Origin of the sequence: Actinomyces bouchesdurhonensis (assembly GCF_963540955.1) — a bacterium.
Lineage (GTDB): Bacteria > Actinomycetota > Actinomycetes > Actinomycetales > Actinomycetaceae > Pauljensenia > Pauljensenia bouchesdurhonensis.
Genome location: NZ_CAUTSL010000007.1, coordinates 1 through 24,243, shown reverse-complemented (window position 1 = coordinate 24,243; position 24,243 = coordinate 1). Strand labels below are relative to the sequence as shown.

The window sequence follows — 24,243 nt, the reverse complement described above, 5'->3', positions numbered from 1 at the left end:
TGCGCGCCTCCTTGTGCGCCTCTCTCCTGGGCGAACTCGCCACGAGGCGCCCGCTCGGCGTGCTCGGAGCGCTCGGAGCGCTCGTGGGGGCGCGATGAAGCGGGAAGAGGCGCGCGCCCTCGCCCGCTCCCTCATGGACGCCTCGGGGTTGACCGACTGGCGTTTCCGCTTCGACCACGCCAAGCGGCGGGCCGGGGCGTGCACGCACTCCACACGCACAATCAGCCTGTCCGGACCGCTCACCGACCTGTACGACGCGACCACGATCCGGGGCGTCATCCTGCACGAGATCGCCCACGCCCTCGTCGGCCCCGCCCACGGGCACGACGCCGCGTGGAAGAGGGCCGCACGCGCCCTCGGCGCGCCTGACTCCGCGCGACTGTCCTCCTCCCTGCCCACCCCGGACGCGCCCTGGGTGGGCACGTGCCCGCGCTGCGGCGCCAAGCGTCGCCTCTACCGCGCGCCGCGGCGCGTCTCCTCGTGCGGGGTCTGCTCGCGTGCTTTCGACCCGGCGCTGATCCTCACGTGGGAGCACCGGGGGAAGGCGGCCTCGCCCGGTCGCGTCTACGAGCGCGAGCTCGCCGCGCTCCGCCGCCGACTCCCCGGCTAGCGCCGCCGCCTGCCCGCCGCCGGCTCCCCGGCTAGCGCCGCCGCCAACGGAGTCCGAGCATGGTGCCGGTTACCCAAAAATGTCGCACGTAATTCCCCCACCACTCTTTCAAACTTTGAAATCTGGCCGTTGGAATTGCAACGTTTTGAGCCATACTCAAAACCTGACCAAGTTAAATTACGTGCGAATTTTGGGGAGGGGACTCCCAGCTCCGGCCTCGGACCCGGCCTCAGCTCCGGCCTCGGACCCGGCCTCGGACCCGGCCTCGGACCCGGCCACGGCCGCGTGCATCTGCCCACGTCACAAGCCCCCACAAGCCTAAACGCAAGCACACACCCACCCGACGGCGATACCCTTATTCCCAACAACCCCCGAGAGAAGGAAGCCATGGGTACCATCGCCAGCCCCGACGCCAGCACCGCACCCGACCGCGAAGTCCTCACCTGGCAGGGCTTCGGCGACGCATCCCGCGAACTCACGCGACAGATCGTTGCCTCCGAGTGGATCCCGGACCTGATCGTCGCGATCGCGCGCGGCGGCCTCATCCCCGCGGGCGCGATCGCCTACGCGATGGACGTCAAAGCGATCGGCACCATGAACGTCGAATTCTATTCCGGCATCGGCGAAACACTCACCGAACCCATCCTCCTTCCCCCACTCATGGACGTCTCCGCGATGGACGGCAAACGCGTCCTCGTCGTCGACGATGTCGCGGACTCCGGCAAGACCCTGAAGATGGTCATGGACCTCATCGATGAGCACGGCCTGTCGCTGGACGGCTCCTCCTCCATCCGCGTCGATGCCCGCAGCGCCGTCATCTACAAGAAGCCTGTCTCCATTATTGAGCCGGACTACGTGTGGCACCTCACCGATAAGTGGATTAACTTCCCCTGGTCAACCCTGCCCGTCATCCAGCCGTGAGCGAGGAGCAGGTGGACACCCAGGCCTCGTCGATCACGAAGCGCATCGTCGAGGCCGTGGCCGCGCGTGCACGCGCCGGTCACCCTGTGCGCGTGCTCGGGTTGACGGGTCCGCCTGGGACTGGGAAGAGCACGATCGCTGCGGAACTGGCCAACGCCCTCCCTGAGGCGGGCCTCGCTGTCGCGGGCATGGCTCCCATGGATGGCTTTCACATGTCAAATGCCTTGCTAGCCGCACGCGGATTGGCTGACCACAAGGGCGCGCCCGACACCTTCGACGTGGGCGGGTACGTGGCCCTCCTCGGGCGGGTGCGCCGCGCGGACGGCGTGGTGCTCGCCCCCGACTACCGTCGCGACCTGCATGAACCCGTCGCCGCCTCCCTGCCCGTCGAGGTCGACGGCGTCGTCATCACAGAGGGCAACTATCTGGGGTTGGAGTTGCCGGGGTGGGCGGACGTGCGCGGACTCATCGACTTGCTCGCCTACATTGATACGCCGTTCGAGGAACTAGCCTCTCGCCTCATCGACCGGCACGTCAGTTTTGGTCGCGACCGCTCGGACGCGGCTCACTGGGTGCGCACGGTAGACGCGGCGAACATGACGCTCGTGGAGCGCACGAAAGCCCGCGCGGACTTAATCGTGTCGCTGTAGTCCCCGCGCCCCAACATGTCGCACGTAATTCCCCCGGGTCAGTTTTAGAGTACGGCCGAAAGTCGCATGATTTCAACGGCCCAATTTCAAAGTTTGAAATTCTCGGGAGGGAATTACGTGCGACTTTTGGGTGTCGGGTAATTAATACCAACCCAAGCCTCAGGGTTTTCACACCTTCAGGCACCATGTTGCGCGCATTTTCAACCACTTCCAAGTAAGGTGAACCTATGTTCCTCTTGCTTGGCTTGCTCGGCGGCCTCGTCACGGGCATCTCCCCGTGCATCCTCCCCGTTCTCCCCGTCCTCTTCCTCGGCGCGGCCGGCGCAAAGGAGACCGCGAACGCTGCCACGGCCTCGTCCTCAGGCGACACCAACACCGTGAACCCCGGACTTTTCCGCGTCGCGCCGGGCGTTTCCCTCGGGGGAGGCGGCACCCCAGCCGTCGCCGCGCGCAAGACCGCCGACGACTCGCCGAGCGTCGCGCGCCGGCCCCTGCTGATCGTCGCCGGTCTCGTTACCTCGTTCATGGCGATCACGGTCGCGGGCTCGGCGCTACTGACCCTCCTCCACCTGCCGCACACCGCGATCCGCTGGGCCGGCATCGTGGCGCTGGTAGCCGTTGGCGTCGGCATGATCGTCCCCAAGGTCATGGAAATCCTGGAGCGCCCCTTCGCGCGCATCGCGCCGCGCACAACGAGTGACGGTGCGGGCTTCGGCCTTGGCCTGGTGCTCGGCGCTGCGTTCGTGCCCTGCGCGGGGCCCGTCCTCACCTCGGTCATCGTCGCCTCGAACAACGGCCAGTTCACGTGGCGCATCGCGGGCCTAGCGCTCTCCTTCGCGGTGGGCCTGTCGATCCCACTGCTGGCCGTCGCTATGGCGGGTTCAGGAGCGGCAGCGAGCTTCTTGAAGTCCCGCCAGCGGCCCTTGCGTATCGCCGCCGGCGTCTCCATGATCGCACTCGCGATCGGCATCGCGACCGACGCCCCCGCGACGCTGCAGCGGATCATCCCGGACTACACGGCCTCACTGCAGACCGGCGACGACGAGGCTTGCGACACCGGCGCCTGCGACCCCGAGCAGGAGGTCGAGGCGCGCGGCGACTTCGCCCAATGCGCCCGAGGCACCGGGAAGGACTGCGGGACCCTGCCGGCGCTCACCTCCACCGAGTGGATTAATGCGCTCGGTCAGCCGACCGGAACGGTGACTCTCGTGGACTTCTGGTCGAGTTCGTGCACGAACTGCCAGCGTGAGATTCCCGAGCTGGAACGCATATACGAGAAGTACAAGGACTACGGCCTGGTCGTGATCGGAGTGCATTCGCCCCAGCAGGCCTACGAACGCGACCCCTCGGTTGTGTCCGACGCTGTGTCGCGCCTGGGCATCACGTATCCGGTCGCCTTGGATCCGGAGCTGACGGACTTCCAGACGTATGGCGCGTCCGCGTGGCCCACGCACTACATCGCGGGCGCGGACGGGCAGCTGCGCTCGGTCGGCCGCGGCACCGCTGGCGTCGAGGAGCAGATTCGCGCCCTCCTCACCGAGGCGGGGGCGTCCCTGCCCGACTGAGTCGGCCCGACTGAGGGGATCCGACTGAGGCGGCCGAGGCCTCGCGACGGCACACGGGCGGCTACCCTCTCGGGGGGCCGAGGCCTCGCGACGGCACACGGGCAGCCACCCTCTCGGGGGGCCGAGGCCTCGCGACGGCACACGGGCGGCTACCGCGGGGCGGCTCGTCGCATTCATACCGGCCTCGTTCGTCGCCCCTCCACACGGTCTTCCGCCCCGCGATTCCGCCCCACCCTTCCACCCTGATCACTAGTTACCCAAAAATGTCGCATGCAATTCCCCCACCACTATTTCAACATTTGAAATCAGATCGTTGAAATCATGCGGTTTTGGCAGGGTCCATCAAAGACCCCGGGAAGGAATTGCATGCGACTTTCGAGGGCCGCCGAGCATGGCGGACACACGGTATATCAGCCGCACAGATCCATGTCCCACGCGCCTCGCGCCGATCAGTGCCACTCGGCGTTACCGACAGCCCAGGTGCCATCCTCCTGCTCGACGAGGGTCAGGAACACCAGCTCGTGGACCGGCTCGTGCGAGCCGTCCGCGTAGGAGCGCGTGAAGCTGACGAGCCTCACCCACTCATTACCTTCGCGGCGGGTCGATTCCCTGCCTTCGACGCCGATGTTCTCAATCGTGACAGTCGTGTGGGAGCGATTTGGCACCAGCGGCAGGAACTCACCCTGCCCCTTCACCAGCTCGGGGGTCGGCGTGTGATTACGCTGCAGCTCGGGCGTTTCGTAGACGCTCGCGCGGATGGACGCGAACGCGTCCGTGACGTCGCGCGACGCGTCCCACGTTTGATTGGTGATGACGTAGGCGGAGCACACCGCGTCAGCATCCTTGCGATCAACGGTGGACGGGTCGGGCAGAAGGTCGTCGAGCCACTGAACCGATGCTGGGTGCAGGCAGGTTCCGTCGGGCGCAGAGGTGCCGTCCTCACACGGGGGCATGCTCGAGGCCGTGGCCTCCGGGGTGGGAGCAGCCGCCTCAGACTGCGGCGCGGTGTCGGGCGCCTGTGACGCTTCACCGGACGTGACGTCGCCACTCATTCCTCCGTTTGAATCGGAGCTCGCGTTCGAGGCCGTGGTTCCCGAGTCCGCGCTATTCAGGAACGTGCGTGCCATGAAGAAGCCACCCACACCCAGGACAAGGGCGACGGCTGCGACAAGTGCAATGACGACGATTGTCGTCCGCTCACCACGTGCAACTCTTTTCAGTGCGTTCATATGCGTCCTTAGTTCGTGCTGTGTGCGCATGCAATCGCCTGTGGCGCGTGACCGCTCACCGGTGCCGTCGTGCGCGACCGATACTCGCGCGTTGGCACCTGGTGCGACATGCCAACAAGGTCTTGTTGGACTCCGCGCAACCCACAGACCGTGCAGCTGACCAACATGCCAGCCTCACCATAGTCCGTGACGCGAGCAACATACAATCTCGTTCCGTTGGCAAGACACGCTTGACAACGCGCCTCTCTCGAACCGCACGCCAGGCCTCGCGCACACCAGGCCTCGCGCACACACCCTCCACACCCTCAGTTACCTAAAAATGTCGCACGTAATTCCCCCACCGCTATTTCAACTTTTGAATCCACACCGTTGAAATTCCGCGGTTTTCAGGGGACCCCAAAATTTACCACTTTAGAATTACGTGCGAAATCTCTGAGTTATCCACAGATTTCTCAAACTACACGTATGAACTGTTATAAAGATGCACAATATGAGCATGGACCTCAACGAAGAGCTACGTAAACGCCATGGAATCACGAAACTATCGAATCTGCACCACGCGGAGCTCACACCGGCAATGCTGCCGCAATCCATCGGACACTATCGGGGCTGGATCTACGACAGGCACAGCTTCACGCTGGACCAGGTCCGAGCCTTCGTCTACAACGCCAGCCTCTCGTGCGTGAGTGCCGCCCAGATATACGGGCTACCCCTTCTGCTGGAGGAACGCCCACAGAAGACCCACCTGTCGGTTGCGTATAACCGAGGAATGCACGCGTCGAAACTACGCCGCTTCGACGACGTATGCATCCATAGGGAACAGATCATGAGCGAGGAAGAGAGGCGCACACACGTGGCCAGTATCGGCACGGTGCTGGAGCGTGTGCTCGTCTGCATGCCGCTCAAGGTCTCGCTGCCGATGCTTGATGCCGCGCGCAACCGCGGCTTGTACGACATATCGACCCTCACACTGCCGATTTCTGGCAGCAGAGTTCCCCATTTGCGCGAGGCAATCGGCCTGTCGACTGACCACGCCCGCTCGATCCTCGAAACCGTTGCCCGCTTGCAACTGATCGACATGGGGCTGACACCGCAGGTCGGAGTCTGGATCGAGGGGGTCGGCGAGGTCGACATGATCATCCTCGGTTTCATCGTCATCGAGGTGGATGGGTGGGCCTTCCACTCATCGAAGGAGCAGCGCGAGAAGGACCTCAAGCGCGACCGCGAACTTCTCCGGCGCGGGTACGTGGTCCTGCGTTTCACCTATGACGACGTCATGAATGGAGATTTCGCGCGGGAGGTCCCCGAATCGGTGAAGGCGGTCCGAGGCCTCGTGTCGCACGCGGAAGGAGGGGAGATTCACGAGTGCGCCGCGAAAAACATCGGTTTCCTGCAGATCTTGGGCGGACTCTATCTGCCGATCCTCGGCCTCGGACGAGCATCTTGACGCCACACACCGCGCTTACCCAAAAATGTCGCACGTAATTCCCCCACCGCTATTTCAACCTTTGAATCCACATCGTTGATATTCCGCGGTTTTCAGAGGACTCCAAAACTTACCGTTTTGGAATTACGTGCGACATTAGGTGGGGGAAGCGCGCTCAGCGAGCCAGGTCGAGGATGACCGGCGTGACTCGCTCTATGACCTCCAGGGTGTCCAGGAAGTCCTGGTGGCCGCCGTACCACGGGTCGGGCACGTCGCCGCTGCCCTCGGGATCGAGGTCGCGGTACAGGCAGATGCGCGGCCCCTGGACCAGATCGGAAGGGGATGTGGGCGCGCCCTCGTGCTCAACCCCCGTCCGATCGGCGAGGCGCTCCAGGACGCTCAGGTGCCGCGAGGTCATGGCGAGGATCAGGTCCCACTCCCCCAGCTCCCCGGCGCGGATCTGGCGCGCGCGATGGTCTGGCACGGCGTACCCGGCGTCGCGCAGGACGCGGGCGGCGCGGCGGTCGATGGGGTTTCCGGCTTCCTCGTCGGAGACGCCGGCGCTGTCGACGACGATGTCCACGCCGGCGCGCGCGGCGGCCTGGTCGAGGATCGCGTGGGCCATTGTGGAGCGGCAGATGTTGCCGGTGCACACCATCAGGACGCGGGTGGGGGTCATGGTCGGTTCCGTTCGGGGGCGGGCAGACAGGCACGAGGCCGGGGCCGACGCCGCAGGGGCGAGCGCGTGGCTCCGGGTCGCAGGGCGCCGCGGCGTCAGACCGTGCCGCGCAGGGGCGCGCAGTAGGCGCACGCTGCGGGGAAGCGGTGCCGCGGGCGGCCTCAGAGGAGCGTCAGGTAGGCGCGGACGGCGGCGGCGCTGTGGGCGGCGGCGCGGGGGCCGTCCATGTGGAAGGCTTGGTCGGCGGTGGGCCCGCACAGGTCGGAAACGGCGCGCAGAGAAATCCAGTCGATGCCGGAGGACCAGCAGACTTGGGCCATCGCGCAGGTTTCCATGTCGGCGCCGATGGCGTCGGGGAAGCGTTCGCGCATGGGGCCGACGTTGGCTTCGGTGCAGAAGGAGTCGGAGGAGACGATGCCGCCGGCGCGCACGGTGTGGGCGATGAGCTCGGGCAGCTGGGCGAGCCGCGCGACGGCGGCCTCGGAGGAGGCGTAGTCGACGGGCATCTGGGGGACTTGGCCCATGGCGTAGCCGAAGGCGGTGGCGTCGGCTTGCCCGTAGATGGCGCTGGTGCCGGCGGCGATGTCGCCGACGTTGATGTCGGCGGCGAGCCCGCCGGTGGTGCCGGCGGCGATGACGATGGGAGCGTCGACGAGGGTGAGGGCGCGCGCGGTGGCGGAAGCGGCGTTGGCCAGTCCGATGCCGGAGGTGACGACCAGGACGGTGCGTCCGTCGAGGAGGCCGAGCGCGAATCGTTGGGTTTTCATGGTGCCGACTAGGACGGCCTGAGGGGTTTCGTCGTCGCCGATGGGCGTGAGCGCGTGGAGGAGGGGCGCGGCCTCCATGTCCATGGCGGCTTGGATGATGGCGTCGACGCGGGGGTGTGCGGGGAAGGCGAGGTTCATGCGTCCATGGTAGGGGACGAGGACGGGTCGCGCGCGCCCCGCGTGGGGGGTGCATGGACGAGGCCGTGGCAGGTTTGTCGGGCCCGCTTTCCTGGGCACCCCTAAAGTCGCACGTAATTTAACACGGTCATTTTTGGACATAGCCCACAAACGTTGCAATTCCAACGACGCAATTTCAAAGTCTGAAATACGCACAGGGGAATTACGTGCGACATTGTTGAGGAACCACGGGGCCGGGACAGGGCCGGGTCGCGCGCGCCCCGCGCGGGGCCGCGTGGGGGCGGCCCCTTTCCTGGGCCCCCCTAAAGTCGCACGTAATTTAACACGGTCATTTTTGGACATAGCCCACAAACGTTGCAATTCCAACGACGCAATTTCAAAGTCTGAAATACGCACAGGGGAATTACGTGCGACATTGTTGAGGAACCACGGGGCCGGGACAGGGCCGGGTCGCGCGCGCCCCGCGCGGGGCCGCGTGGGGGCGGCCCCTTTCCTGGGCCCCCCTAAAGTCGCACGTAATTTAACACGGTCATTTTTGGACATAGCCCACAAACGTTGCAATTCCAACGACGCAATTTCAAAGTCTGAAATACGCGCAGGGGAATTACGTGCGACATTGTTGAGGAACCACAGGGCCGGGGCCGGGACGAGGCCGGGGCCGGGTCGGGGCCGGGGGCCCGCCCGCTTACTGTTTGCCGCGCTCCTCTAGTATTTTCTTCAGGGCTGCGCTCCGGCCTGCGTCGATCTCCTCGTCAGAGATTTTCTCGGCGTCAGCCAGCAGGTCGGGGGTGGGCGCGGCGCCTGGGTCAGCCGCGACCGCGTCGGGGGCACCGGGGGAATCGGGCGCTTCGGGCGAGGTGCCAGCGGGCGTGGCGCCTGCCCCAGCAGAAACACCGGGCTCGGCGGCGGACTGGGCCACGGTCTCGTCCCCGGGATCAGCGGGTGCGAGCGCGCCGGCACCGCCTTCAACTGACTGGGGCTCCCTGCGCGTGCGTGAGCGCGCCCAGATGATGGCGGAGATCAGGAGGATGATGGCGACGGCGATGAGGATGGCGATCATCCAGGGTTTGAGGACGGCGCCCTTGACTTGGGCTGCTTCTGCGGCGGCGGTGGCTTCGTCCATGGGGACGCGTTCGCCGGTGACTAGGAGTCGGTGGGTGTTGATGCCGTAGGGGGTGCAGGTGATGAGGGTGGCCAGGTCTTTGCCTTCGACTTTGTTGAGGGTTTCGGTTTCGTTGGGCAGGACGACGCGGATGTCGGTGACCTGGTATTTGAGGTGGCGTCCGGGGACTTCGATGTAGAAGACGTCGCCTTCTTTGAGGCTGGTGAGCTGGTCGAACATGGTGGCGGTGCCGAGGCCGGTGTGTCCGGTGAGGACGGTGTGTGTTGAGTCGCCGCCGACGGGTAGGGCGGTGCCGAAGAGGTGGCCGATGCCTTTGTCGAGGGTCGCGCTTTCGGTGCCGTGGTAGATGGGTAGGTTGACGTTGATGGCGGGGATTTTGATGGTGGCCATGACGTCGTTGAGGTTGAGTTGGCTGAGGTATTCCTGGTAGGGCGCTGTGTCGGGGCGTTGGGCGTCCAGCCAGGGGTCGAGGATGGGTGATTCGGCGGCGGTGGCGTTGTATTCGTCGGCGCGGCGTAGGTTTTCGGCGACGGCGTCGGGGCCGGCGTCCTGCGCGACAGCGCTGAATTGGGAGGCGATGGTTTCTTGGCGGTAGTTGTTGTATTGGGTCGCGAAGACGGGGTAGAGGAGGACCAGGATGCCGGCCAGCAGCAGGATGGGGGGCGCGATGGTGAGGAGACGCCGTTTGAGGGGGGTCTTCTTGTGGTTGGGCGTTTGGGTGCTCACGCTTTCTCCGTTCGTTGCCGAGGCCGTGGTGGTTTGTCTGGTGACAGGGTAGTTCCGCTGTGGGCGGGGTGTGGGTAGCGCGTGGGGGGTGTGGACCTGCGGGTCCACACCCCCCTGTGTGTTGCTAGCTAGCGAGGGTCAGGAGTCGGCCTGGTCCTTGCGGCGCTTGTTGGCCAGGGCGATCGCGCCGGCGCCGCCCACGAGGAGGGTGCCAGCTCCGATGAGGACGCCGATGCCGGCTGCACCGGTGACGGGCAGGTTGAAGCCGCCGTTCTTGGGGACGTCCTTGACGGTTGTCGCGAGGGTGTACTGGTTGTCGGCCTTGGAGTTGGACTGCAGGATCTGGAAGGCGATCGGGCGGGTCTGGAGTTCGTAGCCGTCGGGGGCCTGGGTCTCAACGAGGCAGTACCAGCCGGGGTTGGTGACGGCTTCGTTGTTCTCCCAGTCGTTGTTGCGCAGGCCGTCGATGGTGACGGTGCCGTCGGTGCCGGTGGTGAATTCGGTGGCGCCGTTGACGGTTAGCTTCTTGTCGAGGGTCGCGTCAACGGAGTCGAAGTTCGCGGTGGGGGTGGACTGAGGCGTGCACTTGTAGACCGCGAACTTGGCGCCCGAGAGCTTGTCGAAGCTGCCGTCGGGCTTGGCTTTGGCGGAGGTCTTGGTGATCTTCACCTTGCCGAACTTGGACTCAACTTCGGACTTGGGGGTTCCCGGCGGGGGAACGGTGCCGGAGTTGGGGGTCCAGCCGTTGGAGGGGGCGCTGGGCAGCAGGTAACCGGTGTTCTTGTAGATGCCGTCGGTGCCGACCGGTTCGTTGACGGTGCCCGACAGGTCCATCTGGACCTTGGTGGTGTCGTCCTTGCGGTTGTCGATCAGCTTCTTGCGACCGGCCTGGGTGAACTCGGCGGTCCAGAACTTGGTCTTGCCGTCTGGGGCGTCGGCGGCGATCAGCTTGTAGTCGACGTCCTTGGTCAGGGTGACGTCGCCGGTCTTGCCGTTGATGAGCTTCAGCGTGACGTTGGCCTCGGGCAGCTGCACGCGCTTGTCGTACTGGTCGACGACGTCGTAGTAGTCGAGGGTGTCGACTCCGGGCACGTCGGACTTGATGGTGTAGGAGATCGGGGAGCCGACGGCGGGGGTGTCGGTGTCGTTGACGGTCTTCTCCAGGCCTGCCTTGGTGTTCTTCGGGTAGGCGTGGACGTCGTAGATCCACTTGTTGAGGTCGGTCGGGTGCGTCATGGGCACCGTCATGATGAAGGCCTTGGAGCCGACGTAGCCGGGGGGCGTGACGGTTTCTTCCACGATGTAGGCACCAATTCCCACGCTGGGGAACACAGCCTTGCCGTCCGCGCCGGTGGTCTGTTCCTGGGGGGCGTCGGTGCCGTCGTTCTCAGCGGCAGAAACGTCGCCGTTGTAGCTGATGAGCTTCTCCCAGCCGGCCTGCGTGGTGAGGTCGATGTTGGTGAGCTTCCTAATTTGGAAGTGCGCGCCCGGCAGCGGATTACCGGTCGCGGTGGGGTCCTCGAGGCCGTTGCCAGCGGTGGTGCCGTTGGTGGCGTCCTTGACCAGCTTGTGGATGGTGATCGAGCCGGTCTTGTTGGTGTCGAGGTCGACCAGCGACGGGGCGCGCTCGACGGTGGCAGCGAGGCCGAAGGCGGGGGCAGCCTGCGTCGCGGAGGTGGCGGCGGGCAGTGCCAGCGCGCCGGCGGCGACGGCGAAGGCTGCGAGCAGGCTCAGGCTGCGGCGGGTCTTCGTGGTGCTCATAGGTTTTCTTTCTCCTGTGTGTGTGATTTCGGGAGTTTTTCTTGATGGTGGGTCACCGTGGTCACGGGACCTCATGGGTGGCTCAGGCGAGTGCCTTGCGCCTCTTGGTGGTGACCACGGTCATCACCATCGCCCCGGACATGAGCGCCGCTGCGACGCCGATGTAGGGGTAGATTCCGGTGCTGCCGGCTTTGGGCAGCTCGCCAACCTCGGTGTCCTTGACGACCAGGGTGGCCTTGCGGGTGCTGCCGACCATGAAGCCTTGCTCCTCAGAGCTGATGTTCAGTTCGGAGGAGAAGGCTTGGACGGCGCCCTTTGCCCACTGGGAGGTGTTGTTCAGGTCGGATGCAAGCTCAACCGTCGTTCCGGAGCCGTCGGCTCGGGCGGATTTGAGGGTGAACTTGAAGGGCCGGGGCAGGAGCGAGTGTCCCGCGGGGGCCTTGGTTTCGACCAGCCAGTAGGCGGTGTCGATGTTCAGGTCGTTGACGCTCCAGTAGTATCCGTCGGTCGCGGTGGCCTGGGTCAGGGTCTTGACCACGGTGGCGTGAGCGTCCGTGTTGGGGTTGGCGTTGTAGATTGCGAACTCTGCGCCCTTGAGGGGGTACATCGCGTCGTTGTTGTCGCCGTAGGTGTACTGGTTCGTCGGGTCGGCGAACGTGGTGCCCGTGTTCTGCGTGCCGGCCTTCACGATCACGAAGTCGTGGGGGACGGTGGGGCCGCAGGCCTTGTTGTTGTTCGTGCCGTCGGTGTCCTTGCCGCTCTGCGCTAGGACCTCGTTGAAGAGGCCGTGGCCGGCGGCCGGGACGTTGTTACCGTTGATCGAGCAGGCCAGGTCGGCCTCGTTGTAGCCGGCGGCCGCGGGGTTACGGGTGACCGCGAAGCGGATCCAGTATTCCTTGGTGGCACCGGGAGCCAGCTCGACGCCGTCGGTCAGCGTGTAGACGCCGCCGGTGGCGGTGGCGTTGGACGCGGAGTCCAGGCCAGCCTGGGTTTCGGCGATCTTCGCGGACTGGATTTCCAGGCCCTTGGCGAAGTCGGGCTTGTCGGTGAGCTTGCCGGTGTTGGCGGCCAGCGTGCCGTCGTTGGTGGCGACGATCTTGTAGTCCACGTTGAAGCTCGTGGCGCCATTGGCGCCGCCGTTCGTCACGATGGACTTCTCAACGCGCAGCTTGGGAGCCTGGTATTCGTTCACGAACGTACAGGTGATGGGGGCCGCCTCGTTGGACGCTGCGCCGCCGACGTTCTTGAAGTTGACGCCGCGCTCGGTGCGGGTCACGGCGACCTCTTCACCGATGCCGTTGACGCATTGGATGTCCTTGAGGTTCCACTTGTCCTCGCCGCCGGTGGTGATGTCCTTCTCCGTGATGGTGAAGTCGGAGTTGCCGACCTCGAAGGGGATGAACGTCGAGTCGTACTTGGCGTTAGCCTCACCGAAGCCGGTGGGGGTCAGCGACGCGACCGGGTCGGCTGCGGAGATGTACGAGGTCTTGGCAGGGGCGGACGAGGCCGTGGGCTTCGTGACGGTCACGGTGCCGGTGGTGGCCGGGGTGCGGCTCGTGTTGTCCGCCCAGGTGGAGCCGGTGGTCACCGCGAAGTTGGCGGCGGGGATCGTCGGGTTGGCGCCCGAGGGGTCCTCGACGGACTTCACGATGCGCACGCTTCTCTCCTCGGTGATGACGCCGTAGAGGCAGCCGTAGTTGACCGAGAGCTCCTGCGTGATGAAGGTGTCGGTGCGCTTGGCGTCCGCCGGAGGCGTCGCCGGGCAGTCAGCGGTTGGAATGGAGTTGAAGTTGTCCGGGGTCAGGAAGTTAACCGCGTTCGTCGCGGGGACGAAGCCCCACAGCTGCAGGCGGTAGGTGCGGCCATTCTTCGTGAAGGTCTGATCCGACGTCGTCTTCTGCAGCTTCACGTTATCCCACACGTAGGGGTTCTCGTTGACGTTTCCCTTGGCACCTGGCCAGTAAATGGGGGTAACACTCTTGCCGGTAATCTGGTTGAAAGGCTGTTCGGCACCCTTGTTGTAATACTGGCTGTACAGGTCGTAGTCGCCGTTTCCCTCGCCCACGTACTTGACGCAGTAGTAGCGTCCCGACTGGCTCTCGGGCTTGTTGACGTAGCCCTTCGAGCGGTCGGAGGAGTCGATCGGATCCGGCTCATAGGCGGTGCCAATGAAGACCTGCTGGCCGTTCGCGGGGTCAGTCACCCAGTGCGGCGTGCCGTAGTAGATCCCCTGATCCATGACGGCGTCGCGCATGTTGCTAAAGCCTGACGCTGCGAACGGGGCGTCAGTGGCGGACTTACCATTCACACCAAAGTCAGTACGGCACGTTCCGGTTCCTCCGATGCCGGGGTGCTTGATGTAGGCACCACCCTTGCGGTAGATGATCGTCGAAGAGAGCGTGTTGTAGGTTTCCTGGTTGACGAAGGGGAATTCTTCAGGCGTGCTGCCAATCAGGTCCGGCAGGGTGATGCTCAGGCTCGAATGCAGGTAAGGCTGAATGTCTGTGCCGCCGCGGATAGGCAGGTTGTTGTGGCGGATCGCGCCGAGCAGGAAGGTCTGGCCCGGCTGGACGGTGCCCGGGTCGTTCGGCTTGAAGCCGATGGCGCTCTGGCCGTTCGCCCACAGCCTGGCGTCACCGCCGTTGTCCCACATCTTGCCGTGGTCATTCATCCACGCTTCGCTGGTGCCAGCCGTCGGTGTACCTCCCTGCGTGTCCCACTTCCAGGGATGACCGCGGGTGATGTAGGTCCACAGATCGTTGTTCTTGGCGAACGTGCCACCGAGGTAGGTAGTGATCGGCTGGTTGTTAGTAATCGGCTTACCGCTGTTAATGCCAGCGCGAGAGAAAGGCGTATCCGACATGCCGTGCACGATGCCGTAGCGAATGTAGTTGTTGGGGTAGCTGGTGGTCGTGTCGGTCGGGGACGCATTCACGATGCCCTTTCCCATGATGGCGCGGACGGCACCAACCTCAATGCCGGTGGCGGCGGGCTCCTGGGCGGCGTGCGCCTCCTGGGGCGTGAGCTGAGAGGTGACCAACACGCCCGTAACACTGACCATAGCGGTCAGCGCGGCGATGGCGCGGGCAAAGGAACCCCGGCGCTCGTGGCGCACGTGTCCGGCTCGCGGCTGGCTCTTTCTCATAGTCTCTCTCCTTGACGGGCTGCCCCTGTCGCATTGGTCGAGCTGTTCAGTATTGCTCGCGGGGCGGTTGTTCCAAAACCTTGATGCCCCTTAGGCTACGCCATGGTTACTCGAAAAATCAAACGGAATCTGACCAACCATGGTATGCAATAAGTTACAGACAAACAGTCAAGTCTCCTTTCTACGACATTTCACGATTATATAGCATTACGTCTAGTTACCGACTAGATGACCATGCTCACGTTTTGAATATTTTTAACGGATGGCAAGTAACCAAAAATTGCCTTATTGCAGCTCTTCACACTTGCCTGGTAAGACTCTGCGAGGTGCATCAACGCAGGCCACTTTGACAATGGAGACTCTCACCACAACCTCACGACCAAGGTGACCACAGCGACCACCCACCCCGCCCCGGCCTCGTCACGCGCCCACCCCCACACAGCTGCACAATAGGGCGCATGGATCGACGCCCCGTCACCCTCGTGCCCGTCACCGCCTACGAGCCGACGCGCCCCACGCCCGCCGCCATCGTCTCCGGCGAGGTCGCCGCGCACGACGCGCCGCACCCCCTGTCGGTCTTCGACATGTTCCGCATCGGGATCGGACCCTCCTCGTCGCACACGGTGGGCCCGATGCGCGCAGGCCTGGCCTTCACGACGGAGCTGACGGCGCTCACCCCGCCCTCGCGCATCACGATCGACCTATTCGGGTCGCTCGGCGCGACGGGCCGCGGGCACTCGACCGACCGCGCGGTGCTGCTGGGCCTGGCCGGCTACGACCCGGAGACGGTGGACATCCACACGGTGGAGGCGATCCTCCCAACGCTGGCGAGCACGGGTACCCTCACGCTGCCCTCGGACACGCGCGTGCCCCTGAGCATCGCCGAGGACATCCGTTTCATCCCACGCACGGTCCTGCCCTATCACGTGAACGCGCTGACGATCACAGCCACCGGCGAGGACGGTGCCGTCAAACTGGAGCGCACCTATTATTCGGTAGGCGGCGGCTTCGTCATGCTGCAGACGAACGACGACCCGCTTCACCCCGAAGTTTCCTCACTCGCATCCAGCCAGGCCGGCGTCGGCATCGACGTTCCCGCACCACACCCGTTCGCCTCTAGCGCGCAACTGCTCGCCCAATGCCAGGCATCGGGCCTGAGCGTCGCCGAGTTAGTGCGCGCCAACGAGGAGGCAGTGCGCCCGCGCGACACCCTCAACGCCTACCTGGATCGCATCGCCGACACGATGTTCGACTGCGTGGACGCGGGCACGTCGGCGGCGGGCATCCTGCCGGGCGGCCTCGACGTGCCGCGCCGCGCCCGCGCGCTGGCGGGCAAGCTCGCGCAGCGCCTGACGGGCACCCCCGCATCCTCCGGCGACTCCACAGACGAGGCCGGGGCCGGCTCCGGCGCTCACCGCTCGGGGTCCGCGGCGTGGGCGTCGACGACCGCCGACCCCATGCGCGCGATGGACTGGGTGAACCTCTTTGCCCTGGCCGTCAACGAAGAGAACGCGGCGGGACACCGCGTGGTGACCGCGCCGACGAACGGCGCTGCCGGCGTCATCCCGGCGGTCCTGGGCTACCTGGTGACGCACTGCCCGGAAACCGGCTCAATGCCGGGCGTGGCGACAGGCCCGGCAACGCAGGACGGGGCGCGCGCGCCGCTGCGCCACATTCGCATGACGCCGCCCCTCTCCTCGGACACTCCCACCCCCGCGGAGGACACGGATTCCTGCCACGAGGCCCCGGCCTCGTCCATCGAAAAGTGCCAGGCGCGGCGCCGTACTCTCGTGCACGACTTCCTACTGGCCGCCACGGCGATCGGCGCGCTCATCAAGACGAACGCGTCCATCGCGGGCGCGGAGGTCGGCTGCCAGGGCGAGGTCGGGTCGGCCTCGGCGATGGCGGCCGCCGGCCTAGCTCAAGCGCTGGGTGGCACCCCGCAGCAGGTGGAGAACGCCGCGGAGATCGCGATGGAACACTCGCTGGGGCTCACGTGCGACCCGGTGGCGGGCCTCGTGCAGGTGCCGTGCATCGAGCGCAACGCGATCGCGGCCGTCAAGGCGATCAACGCGGCGCGCATGGCGCTGTGGGGCGACGGGCGGCACATGGTGAGCCTGGACGTCGTCATCGAGACGATGCGCCAGACCGGCAACGACATGCTGTCGAAGTACAAGGAGACGTCGGAGGGCGGCCTGGCCGTCAACGTCGTCGAATGCTGAGGCGCTACTCCCGCCTACACGTGCGAAGAGGTCCAATTGCCGGTTGCGCAAGTGTGTCCGCCACTCCCCGTCCTCGGCAAACTCTGGGCGACCAGCCACCCGCACCCACGCCATAGGACCAATAGCCCATGCGACGCTGCAACAAGGCTCCACACTCACCCTTGTAGACCATCCGGTCACACGAACTGTCAAGCATTTACCATCGAGTATAGATTTCAGATCAACTTCGATAATTTATTGCATTTCCGCCATTTTAGTATCCTGACACATCCTTGCAAACTGTGATGTTATGACAAACGCTTGCGATCGCACCCGTCCGCGGGTAGCATTCTCACGAATTAGTTTGACGATAACTAACCGGGAACGAAACCCGCCCCACCCCATCACGCACGCCACGGGACACACGGAGTACACATGCGACTGTTGACAGCCTTCACTCGGCGCACGACCCACGCCAAGTCGCAGGCCAACACGCTGCTCCGAAAAATCGCCTGCACCGCCACCGCCGCATTCATGCTCGGCGGCGTCTGCCTCACCGCACCGCTCAACACCGAACCCGCGAACGCCGCACAGGAACCCGCCGGGTCCGACACGTTCACGATCAGCAACGTCGCCTCGATCTTCTCGGACTCCGTCGTCAACAATTCGCCCACCCAACGCACCTACCCCGGCATCGCCCTGACCGACCAAACCGCCATGCAGGACAAGAACTTCCGCCGCCTGGTCTACTACGGCACGGTCGAAGATACGAAGAACTCGGTCTTCCAATACGCCTTCATGGAGACCTACAAGGCGAACATGTGGTCGCGCGACGGCTGGGTGAAACCCCTGAATCAGTGGGGTCCATGGCCGGGCGGATCCATGCAGGAGGGGACAGGCTGGAAGCGCGCCCAGTGGTTGGAGTCCTCCCTGGCGTCGCAGGGCTACTGGAGTTACACGACGCGCTCGTTGCCGTGGGGCGAAAACCCGGAGGAGAACGGCGTTATCTTCTACAACAACGAAACGACAGTCCAGGGCAAGATCGCGCCGTGGAAACAGACGGCGGTGGGCTTCCAGCCGGCCACGCCGGGCACGGTCGCGGCCGGACAGCCATTCCTGCTGGGCACGCTGCGCAACAACAACCTCCCGATTTTCAACAACCTGGAACGAGGCACGGGCGGGAACCAGAAAACGCTGACCGATGTGGGCCCGCAGCGCTACTTCCACGGCAACCTGAACCTGCGCATCCAAGGCGACGGCTTCGCCATGCAGGGCATCGTCCCGTGGGACATCACCGAGACGCAGGACGACACACAAACCACGGTCGTTCCGCGCGCGGGCGGTGCCTACACCATCGTTGCCAACTCCGTGTGCGACACCAACCCTGACGGATCGGTGGCCGCCAATGGCAGCCGCCGTAGGATCCACGGCAAATTCACGGGACCCGCGCGCCTGTACAACCCGGACGGACGCGACTCCGACCAATGGCTGACAGGACGGACCGTGTGCGCCCAAAACGTCGGCGTCGGAAACGGAAACTACGACCTCTACAACAAGGGACAGCAGGGCCACATCAACCAGACCCTGGGCTGGACGGCCGCGCAACGCGCCGAAAGCGACTGGCCGGACGCCGTCGACATCTCGCTGCGCACCCCAGCCTCGAACGACACCGTCTCCATCTCAACCTCCACGCTGCCCGACACCGTGTGGGAAAAGAACGGCGTGCGCTACCGCATGACCATCTGGGGATTCACAAACAACGGTCGCAGCGCTTCGTGCCCCGCCGCGCCCCCGGCCGGCTCCACCCCCGTCACGTCCATGAGCACGCAAGAACTCAACATGACCTTCGCGTGCCTGTACGCCACCATCAACCAGGAACGCTACGTGCGCATCCACAAAGTCATCACCACCGACGACGGACGCACCTACACCACCCAACCCTCCGCCACCTTCACCTCCACCGCCACCCAGGACACCATCGACGCATCCACCGGCGCCACGGCCTCGTCCACAACCTCAAACGGAAGCACAGTATCCGGATGGGTCGGCAACGGCTCCCTCAGCCAGACGATCACCCCCACCGGGGTGGGCGCAGCCAACAAGGGATCCATGGCCTCGTACCAGGCGTTCCTCGTCGGACACTCAGACTTCACCGTCACCGAAACAGGCATGACCAGCACAGACGACCCCACCGAACAATGGGAACTGACGGACATCACCTGCGTCAACGGCGAGGGCGACGACGTGGACGTCACCATCAACAAAGCCACCAAATCCATCAACTTCGCGGGCGTGGGCGCCGCACACAGCGCAGCCGCCCAAATGATCGACTGCACCTACACGAACCACTCACGCCACGCATCCGTCAGCTTCCAAAACACGGTCGCCACCAACGGCGGCCTGACGGGCGCACTCACCTTCGACGTCGACTACAAAATCACCGCGTCCAACAAGGGAACCCTCAACAGCGACACGGGCACCGTCCAATTCGTGCCAAACTTCGCCTACGGCCTGACCATCAACTCCGTCATGATCGGCTCCAGCCAAGACGCCCTCGACTTGGGCACACCCGTATCCGCAGTCGGAGGACGCTACACGATCACCGGTTCCGAACCACTGCCCGCCAACACCACACGCGAATACTGGGTACGCGTCAACGTCACCCGCTCCGAGGCCGCAGGCGTCACCATCTCCAACTACATGTGTCGAAACGTCGGCGGCACACCCACCAGCGGGTACGGCATGTACGCCGATCTCTCCGTCGCCGCCAACCGCGACATCGACGGCGCGGCCAACAACAAAGCCTGCGGCTCCGTCCCCGTCCACACGCTCGTCATCGCGAAAGCCGGCCACCAGTACACGAACCTCCAGTGGCCTGAAATCAGCAACGAGTACATAGACGATCAAGGCAACGGACTCTACCCACTGTCCGGCTCCGAATTCGCGATCTACGACGTAGACCCGCGCGTGAGCGCTTCCGCCACACCCATCGTTTCGCTGAATTCAACCAACGTCGGCTACTCGCCCTACTACTGGAAGATCACCACCCTGGAAATGGGCAAGCAGTACTGGCTCGTCGAAACGAAGGCACCCGCCGGACACTCCCTGCTCCCCCAGCCGATCCCCTTCACGCTCACCTCCAGGTACCCCGACGGCTCCGGAACAAACGTGTCGATGGGTGCCGAAATGAGCAACCCATTGCGGTGGGCGAAAGCCGCCGTCCAGTCCTATAACTCCGACTTCGATAACAACTCGCCGAACTCACAGGGCATGATCGTTGACGGCCACTACCAGGCCTCAATCATCGTCGTTGACACGGAAATGCCGACCCTGCCCAAATCCGGCGGCCTGGGACTGTACCCGTACGTGGCGCTCGCGGCAGCCCTGCTTGCCTCCGCGCTGGCAACCCGCCGCGCGGCCCGCACGCGCGCCTGACGCCCGGCGTCCCCCGGGGTACCTGCCGCACCCCGCAATCCCGGAGCCGCCACGCCCGGGGTACCCGGAGCGCACGGCGATCCCGGGCCGCCACGCCCGGGGTACCCGTAGCGCACGGTGGCCAAGCGAGGCCGGGCCAAACCGGTCGCGCAGTGTCGCAAACGGGTGGGGAGCTTCGCACCTCCCCACCCGTTGCTCATCGCCCAGTCTTGCGACCGCAGTCAACCGGCGATCATTCCGTCGCCAGCGCCTCCGAGGGGCTGACCTTCGCGGCCCGGCGGCCGGGCAGCCAGGACGCGATCAGCGCGGACACGATGGCGACGACGCACACGCCGGCCAGCTGCAGCCACGGCACGCTCAGCACGGGAGTGGCTCCCTCGACAGGCAGGCTCATGACGCCGACCCACCCGAAGGCGACGCCCATGCCGACGCCGATGAGTGCACCCGTCAGTGACAGGAACAGCGCCTCGAGGGCGAGGAGGCCCTTCATCTGGCGTCGCGTCAGGCCGAGGGCCCGCAGCAGCCCGTTCTCGCGGGTGCGTTCGGCGACCGACAGGGACAGCGTGTTGGCCACGCCCACCAGCGACACCAGGACGGACACGCCCAGCAGCCCGACGAGGACGAGCATCAGCCGGTCGATGATCTTCGTGTACGTCTGGCGCTCCAGCGCGGAGCCGTTGACACTCAGGTGCGAGTCCTTGAGCAGCGCGGCCTGGACGGTCTCGGCGTCGGCCCCGTCGGCCATCTTGATGATGATTGCCTGACGCTCGGGCGAGGACGCGATGGATCGCAGGGTCTTCTCGGAGACCTGGGCCTCCCCGACGCTGCCCTTCTTGTCGTAGGTGGCGCTCAGGTCCACGCACGACTCGGCGCACAGGCGCAGCGTCTGCCCGGCCAGGGCCTCGTCGCCGACACGCACCTGGCCGTCGCCCATCTGCTTGACGGTCGAGTGGGTGACGCCCGTGTAGTCGGGTTCCCCGGTGATCATGACCGACGAGGCCGGGGCCTCGTCCCCCTCGTCGCTTCCCTCACCGGGGGCGTAGGCGGGCACGCCCGAGGTGGTCGTCAGGGTGCCGGGGGCGGAGTACTGGGCGACGGTGGCGGCGACGCCGTCGGTGGCCGCGATGGCGGCCTGCTGGTCGTCGGTGAGCGCCCCATCTGTGGACACCGCCATGAGGTCGAAGGGGCGCGCGTCGTTCACGGCGTTGGTGAGGGTGGTGCGCACGGATGCGGCGCCGACCATGATGGTGACGACGAGGGTCACGCCGATGATGATCGCGGTGCCGGTCGCGGAGGTGCGGCCGGGGTTGCGCATCGTGTTCTCGCGGGCCATGGCGGACAGGGTGCCTGGGAAGGCCGAGCCGAACGCGCGGGTGAGGGCGGGCAGCAGCACGGAGGCGACGAGCAGCGCGCCCAGGAGGGCCAGGAGCGACCCGCCGAAAGCCCCGAGGAATTTCGTGCCGCCGCTCGAGCGCCATGCGAGGGCCACAGCTCCGCATCCTGCCGCCGCGATGAGCGCGCCGATGATGAAGCGGACGGTGTGCTTCTTGCGGGCGGCGGCCCCGGCCTCGTTCACGGGGGCGAGGGCGGCGACGGGCGCGACGCGGGAGGCGGCGCGGGCCGGGAAGACGCCGACCAGGGTCGTGAACAGGGTGGCACCCACCCACGTGAGGCCCAGCTGCCAGATGGAGGCCCCCGCCAGCGCCGCGACGACACTAGAGGACAGGCCGGTGCCCGCCTCCGCGAGCGCGCCAATCAGCCAGCCGGCCGCGACGCCAATCGCGGACGAGATCGCTCCGATCGCGAGGGCCTCGCGGGTCACGAGCGAGCGGACCTGTCGCCTGGTTGCTCCCAGCGTGCGCAGCAGCGCCAGTTCGCGGGTGCGCTGCGTGAGTACCACGCGGAATGTCGAGGAGACGACGATAGAGGCCACGAGCGCCGCGATCGCCGGGAAGATCAGCATGATTCCCATCGTCATGGATGCCCCCAGTCGCGCCTGGGCCAGGTCGTCCTGGATCGCCTGGTGCACGCTGGTCACGCTCACGCCCGAGATGCCGCTGAGCGCGGAGTTTGCTGTTGCCACCCACTCGTCCTGGGTGGCGCTGGGAGGGTTTTCGTTGCTGTCCGTATCAACCCCGGACGTCGCGACGATGAACTTCCCGGAGGCGGTCGTTCCAAAGATCGCAGAAAAGCCGCCGTCGGTCACGTAGCTGGCGGGCACGCCCATGCTGATCGTGTTCGAGCGCGTGGTGCCGACGATCGTGAGGGTGCGGTAGTCACCCTCGGCGAATCCGGCTCGCACGCGGACGGTGTCGCCGACCTTCAGCGAGAGGGCCGAGGCCGTGTGCTCCGGGATGGTGATCTGATCGTCGGCGGTCGGGGCGGTTCCGGCGCTCAGGTCGAGGTCGGCAAAGGGCTTGGGGGCCAGCGGCGACACATACAGGCCGGCGCGCGTCGCGTCGGTCTGGGCGTCAGCGGGCCACTGGGCCATGTGCTTGATGGCGGTGACGCCGCTGGTTGCACTCAGGGTCTTTTCGGCGTTCTCGATGGCGCCTTCGGGGGCGTCGTCGTTTTGGGAGACCACTATCGTGCCGCCGCGGTACTGACTGTAGACGCTAGAGGTCAGGCCCGAGGTCATCGCCGTCATGACGATGAGGGTGATGACGATGAAAGCCGTAGAGATGGCGACGGCCAGGCCCGTGGAGATGTAACGGCGGCCGTGGGAGCGCAGGTTGGCGCTCAGGAGCGAGTTTGTTGCAGACATGAGGTGAGCCTTGGGAGTGTGGGGACACGAGCCTTGTCCGTTTGGAATATGCGCACTCTCGCAGGAGCGCTGTCGTGCGGGTACGCGCTTGGTGGCGCGCACGTGGGTTCCTCGGACGGCACGCTTGTTCATCGGAGTGCGGAGGTCAGAGTGTCGGCGGTGATGTCGCGCAGGTCGGAGACGATGCGGCCGTCTCGGCACACGAGGACGCGGTCCGCGTAGGCGGCGGTGGAGGTGTCGTGGGTGACCATGATGACGCTCTGGCTGAGTTCGTCGACGGCGCGGCGCAGCAGGTCCATGACCTCGTCGGTGGAGTGGGAGTCGAGGTTGCCGGTGGGCTCGTCGGCGACGATGACGGCGGGGCGGCTCATGAGGGCTCGGGCGACGGCGACGCGCTGCTGCTGGCCGCCGGACATTTCGGACGGGCGGTGGCTCAGGCGGTTCGCGATGCCCAGGGAGCCAACGATGAGGTCGAACCATTCCTTCTCGGGGGCTTTGCCTGCCAGGCGCATGGGCAGGAGGATGTTGGCGCGCGCGTCCAGGGTGGGCACCAGGTTGAAGGACTGGAACACGAAGCCGATGCGGTCGCGGCGCAGCTTGGTCAGCGCAGTGTCTTTCAGGGCGGTGATGTCGGTGTCTTCGACGAAGACGTGCCCGGAGGTGGGGGCGTCGAGGCCGGCGAGGATGTGCATCATCGTGGACTTGCCGGAGCCGGAGGGGCCCATGATGGCGGTGAATTCGCCGGCGCCGAAGCCGACGCTCACGTCGTCGAGGGCGCGCACCTGCGCGTCGCCGCTTCCGTAGATCTTGGAGACGCCCTGGAGTCGGACGATGGACGAGGCCGGGGCCTGTGCGGCCGCAGGGGCCGTGATTGTTGTGTTCGTGTTCATGCATCCATCGTGCGCCTGCGGCGCGCGTCACCGCTACGGAGGTTTCCCCTGATTCGCCCCCGAGGCCACCCTGGGTGGCCTCGGGGTTCGCTCCGCGGTGTTCCGTGGTCCCTACGGAGTGGCCTGCAGGGCCACGACACATCTCCCCACCACAAAAGTCGCACGTAATTCGATTGCATGAACTTTCAACAAAGCCCAGAAACGTTGCAATTC

15 protein-coding genes are annotated in these 24,243 nt (G+C 65.5%); 7 read left to right on the top strand and 8 right to left on the bottom strand.

What is annotated here, in order from left to right:
* Window positions 1-94 precede the first annotated feature (94 nt).
* The 4 genes from RYL44_RS02205 to RYL44_RS02190 all read left to right on the top strand — a co-directional run bounded on the left by RYL44_RS02205 (window position 95) and on the right by RYL44_RS02190 (window position 3,746).
* On the top strand, window positions 95-610 hold the full coding sequence (locus RYL44_RS02205; RefSeq protein ID WP_314974952.1) for a SprT-like domain-containing protein: 516 nt from the start codon (window positions 95-97) through the stop codon (window positions 608-610).
* 387 nt (window positions 611-997) lie between these two features.
* The gene (locus tag RYL44_RS02200) at window positions 998-1,531 is read left to right on the top strand and encodes a phosphoribosyltransferase (RefSeq protein ID WP_314974951.1); all 534 of its coding nucleotides are present in this window, start codon (window positions 998-1,000) and stop codon (window positions 1,529-1,531) included.
* Window positions 1,528-2,181, top strand: a complete 654-nt coding sequence (locus RYL44_RS02195) for an AAA family ATPase (protein ID WP_314974950.1) — start codon at window positions 1,528-1,530, stop codon at window positions 2,179-2,181. Before RYL44_RS02200 ends, RYL44_RS02195 begins: the two co-directional genes overlap by 4 nt.
* Before the next feature lie 227 nt (window positions 2,182-2,408).
* Window positions 2,409-3,746, top strand: a complete 1,338-nt coding sequence (locus RYL44_RS02190; protein ID WP_314974949.1) for a cytochrome c biogenesis protein/redoxin — start codon at window positions 2,409-2,411, stop codon at window positions 3,744-3,746.
* Window positions 3,747-4,195: 449 nt separating this feature from the next.
* Here RYL44_RS02190 and RYL44_RS02185 read toward each other — a convergent pair whose 3' ends face one another.
* A complete protein-coding gene (locus tag RYL44_RS02185) occupies window positions 4,196-4,975 on the bottom strand; it encodes a hypothetical protein (protein ID WP_314974948.1) in 780 nt (259 codons plus the stop codon).
* A 496-nt stretch (window positions 4,976-5,471) separates the two neighbouring features.
* On the opposite strand from RYL44_RS02185, the gene RYL44_RS02180 reads away from it, so the two are divergent.
* Entirely contained in the window at window positions 5,472-6,422 is a 951-nt protein-coding gene (locus RYL44_RS02180) for an endonuclease domain-containing protein (RefSeq protein WP_314974947.1), read from the top strand.
* Between the two features lie 154 nt (window positions 6,423-6,576).
* Here the strand turns inward: RYL44_RS02180 and RYL44_RS02175 are convergent, their stop codons facing one another.
* The 5 genes from RYL44_RS02175 to RYL44_RS02155 form a co-directional block, all read right to left on the bottom strand.
* Window positions 6,577-7,080 (bottom strand): low molecular weight protein-tyrosine-phosphatase, encoded by a 504-nt coding sequence (locus RYL44_RS02175; RefSeq protein ID WP_314974946.1) that lies wholly within the window; start codon window positions 7,078-7,080, stop codon window positions 6,577-6,579.
* 161 nt (window positions 7,081-7,241) lie between these two features.
* Complete coding sequence (gene mtnN, locus RYL44_RS02170) at window positions 7,242-7,985, bottom strand: 5'-methylthioadenosine/S-adenosylhomocysteine nucleosidase (protein WP_314974945.1); 744 nt, start codon at window positions 7,983-7,985, stop codon at window positions 7,242-7,244.
* Between the two features lie 685 nt (window positions 7,986-8,670).
* Complete coding sequence (locus RYL44_RS02165; RefSeq protein WP_314974944.1) at window positions 8,671-9,834, bottom strand: class C sortase; 1,164 nt, start codon at window positions 9,832-9,834, stop codon at window positions 8,671-8,673.
* Between the two features lie 138 nt (window positions 9,835-9,972).
* Window positions 9,973-11,595, bottom strand: coding sequence for a SpaH/EbpB family LPXTG-anchored major pilin (locus RYL44_RS02160; protein WP_314974943.1), 1,623 nt, complete (start codon window positions 11,593-11,595; stop codon window positions 9,973-9,975).
* Between the two features lie 82 nt (window positions 11,596-11,677).
* The gene (locus RYL44_RS02155; RefSeq protein ID WP_314974942.1) at window positions 11,678-14,740 is read right to left on the bottom strand and encodes a SpaA isopeptide-forming pilin-related protein; all 3,063 of its coding nucleotides are present in this window, start codon (window positions 14,738-14,740) and stop codon (window positions 11,678-11,680) included.
* A gap of 458 nt (window positions 14,741-15,198) precedes the next feature.
* Here RYL44_RS02155 and RYL44_RS02150 point away from each other — a divergent pair, with 458 nt between their 5' ends.
* Both RYL44_RS02150 and RYL44_RS02145 read left to right on the top strand, forming a co-directional pair.
* Entirely contained in the window at window positions 15,199-16,962 is a 1,764-nt protein-coding gene (locus RYL44_RS02150) for an L-serine ammonia-lyase, iron-sulfur-dependent, subunit alpha (protein ID WP_314974941.1), read from the top strand.
* Between the two features lie 414 nt (window positions 16,963-17,376).
* The gene (locus tag RYL44_RS02145; protein WP_314974940.1) at window positions 17,377-20,376 is read left to right on the top strand and encodes a prealbumin-like fold domain-containing protein; all 3,000 of its coding nucleotides are present in this window, start codon (window positions 17,377-17,379) and stop codon (window positions 20,374-20,376) included.
* 232 nt (window positions 20,377-20,608) lie between these two features.
* Here RYL44_RS02145 and RYL44_RS02140 read toward each other — a convergent pair whose 3' ends face one another.
* On the bottom strand, window positions 20,609-23,140 hold the full coding sequence (locus RYL44_RS02140; RefSeq protein WP_314974939.1) for an FtsX-like permease family protein: 2,532 nt from the start codon (window positions 23,138-23,140) through the stop codon (window positions 20,609-20,611).
* A 128-nt stretch (window positions 23,141-23,268) separates the two neighbouring features.
* Complete coding sequence (locus RYL44_RS02135) at window positions 23,269-24,030, bottom strand: ABC transporter ATP-binding protein (protein WP_314974938.1); 762 nt, start codon at window positions 24,028-24,030, stop codon at window positions 23,269-23,271.
* Window positions 24,031-24,243 lie beyond the last annotated feature (213 nt).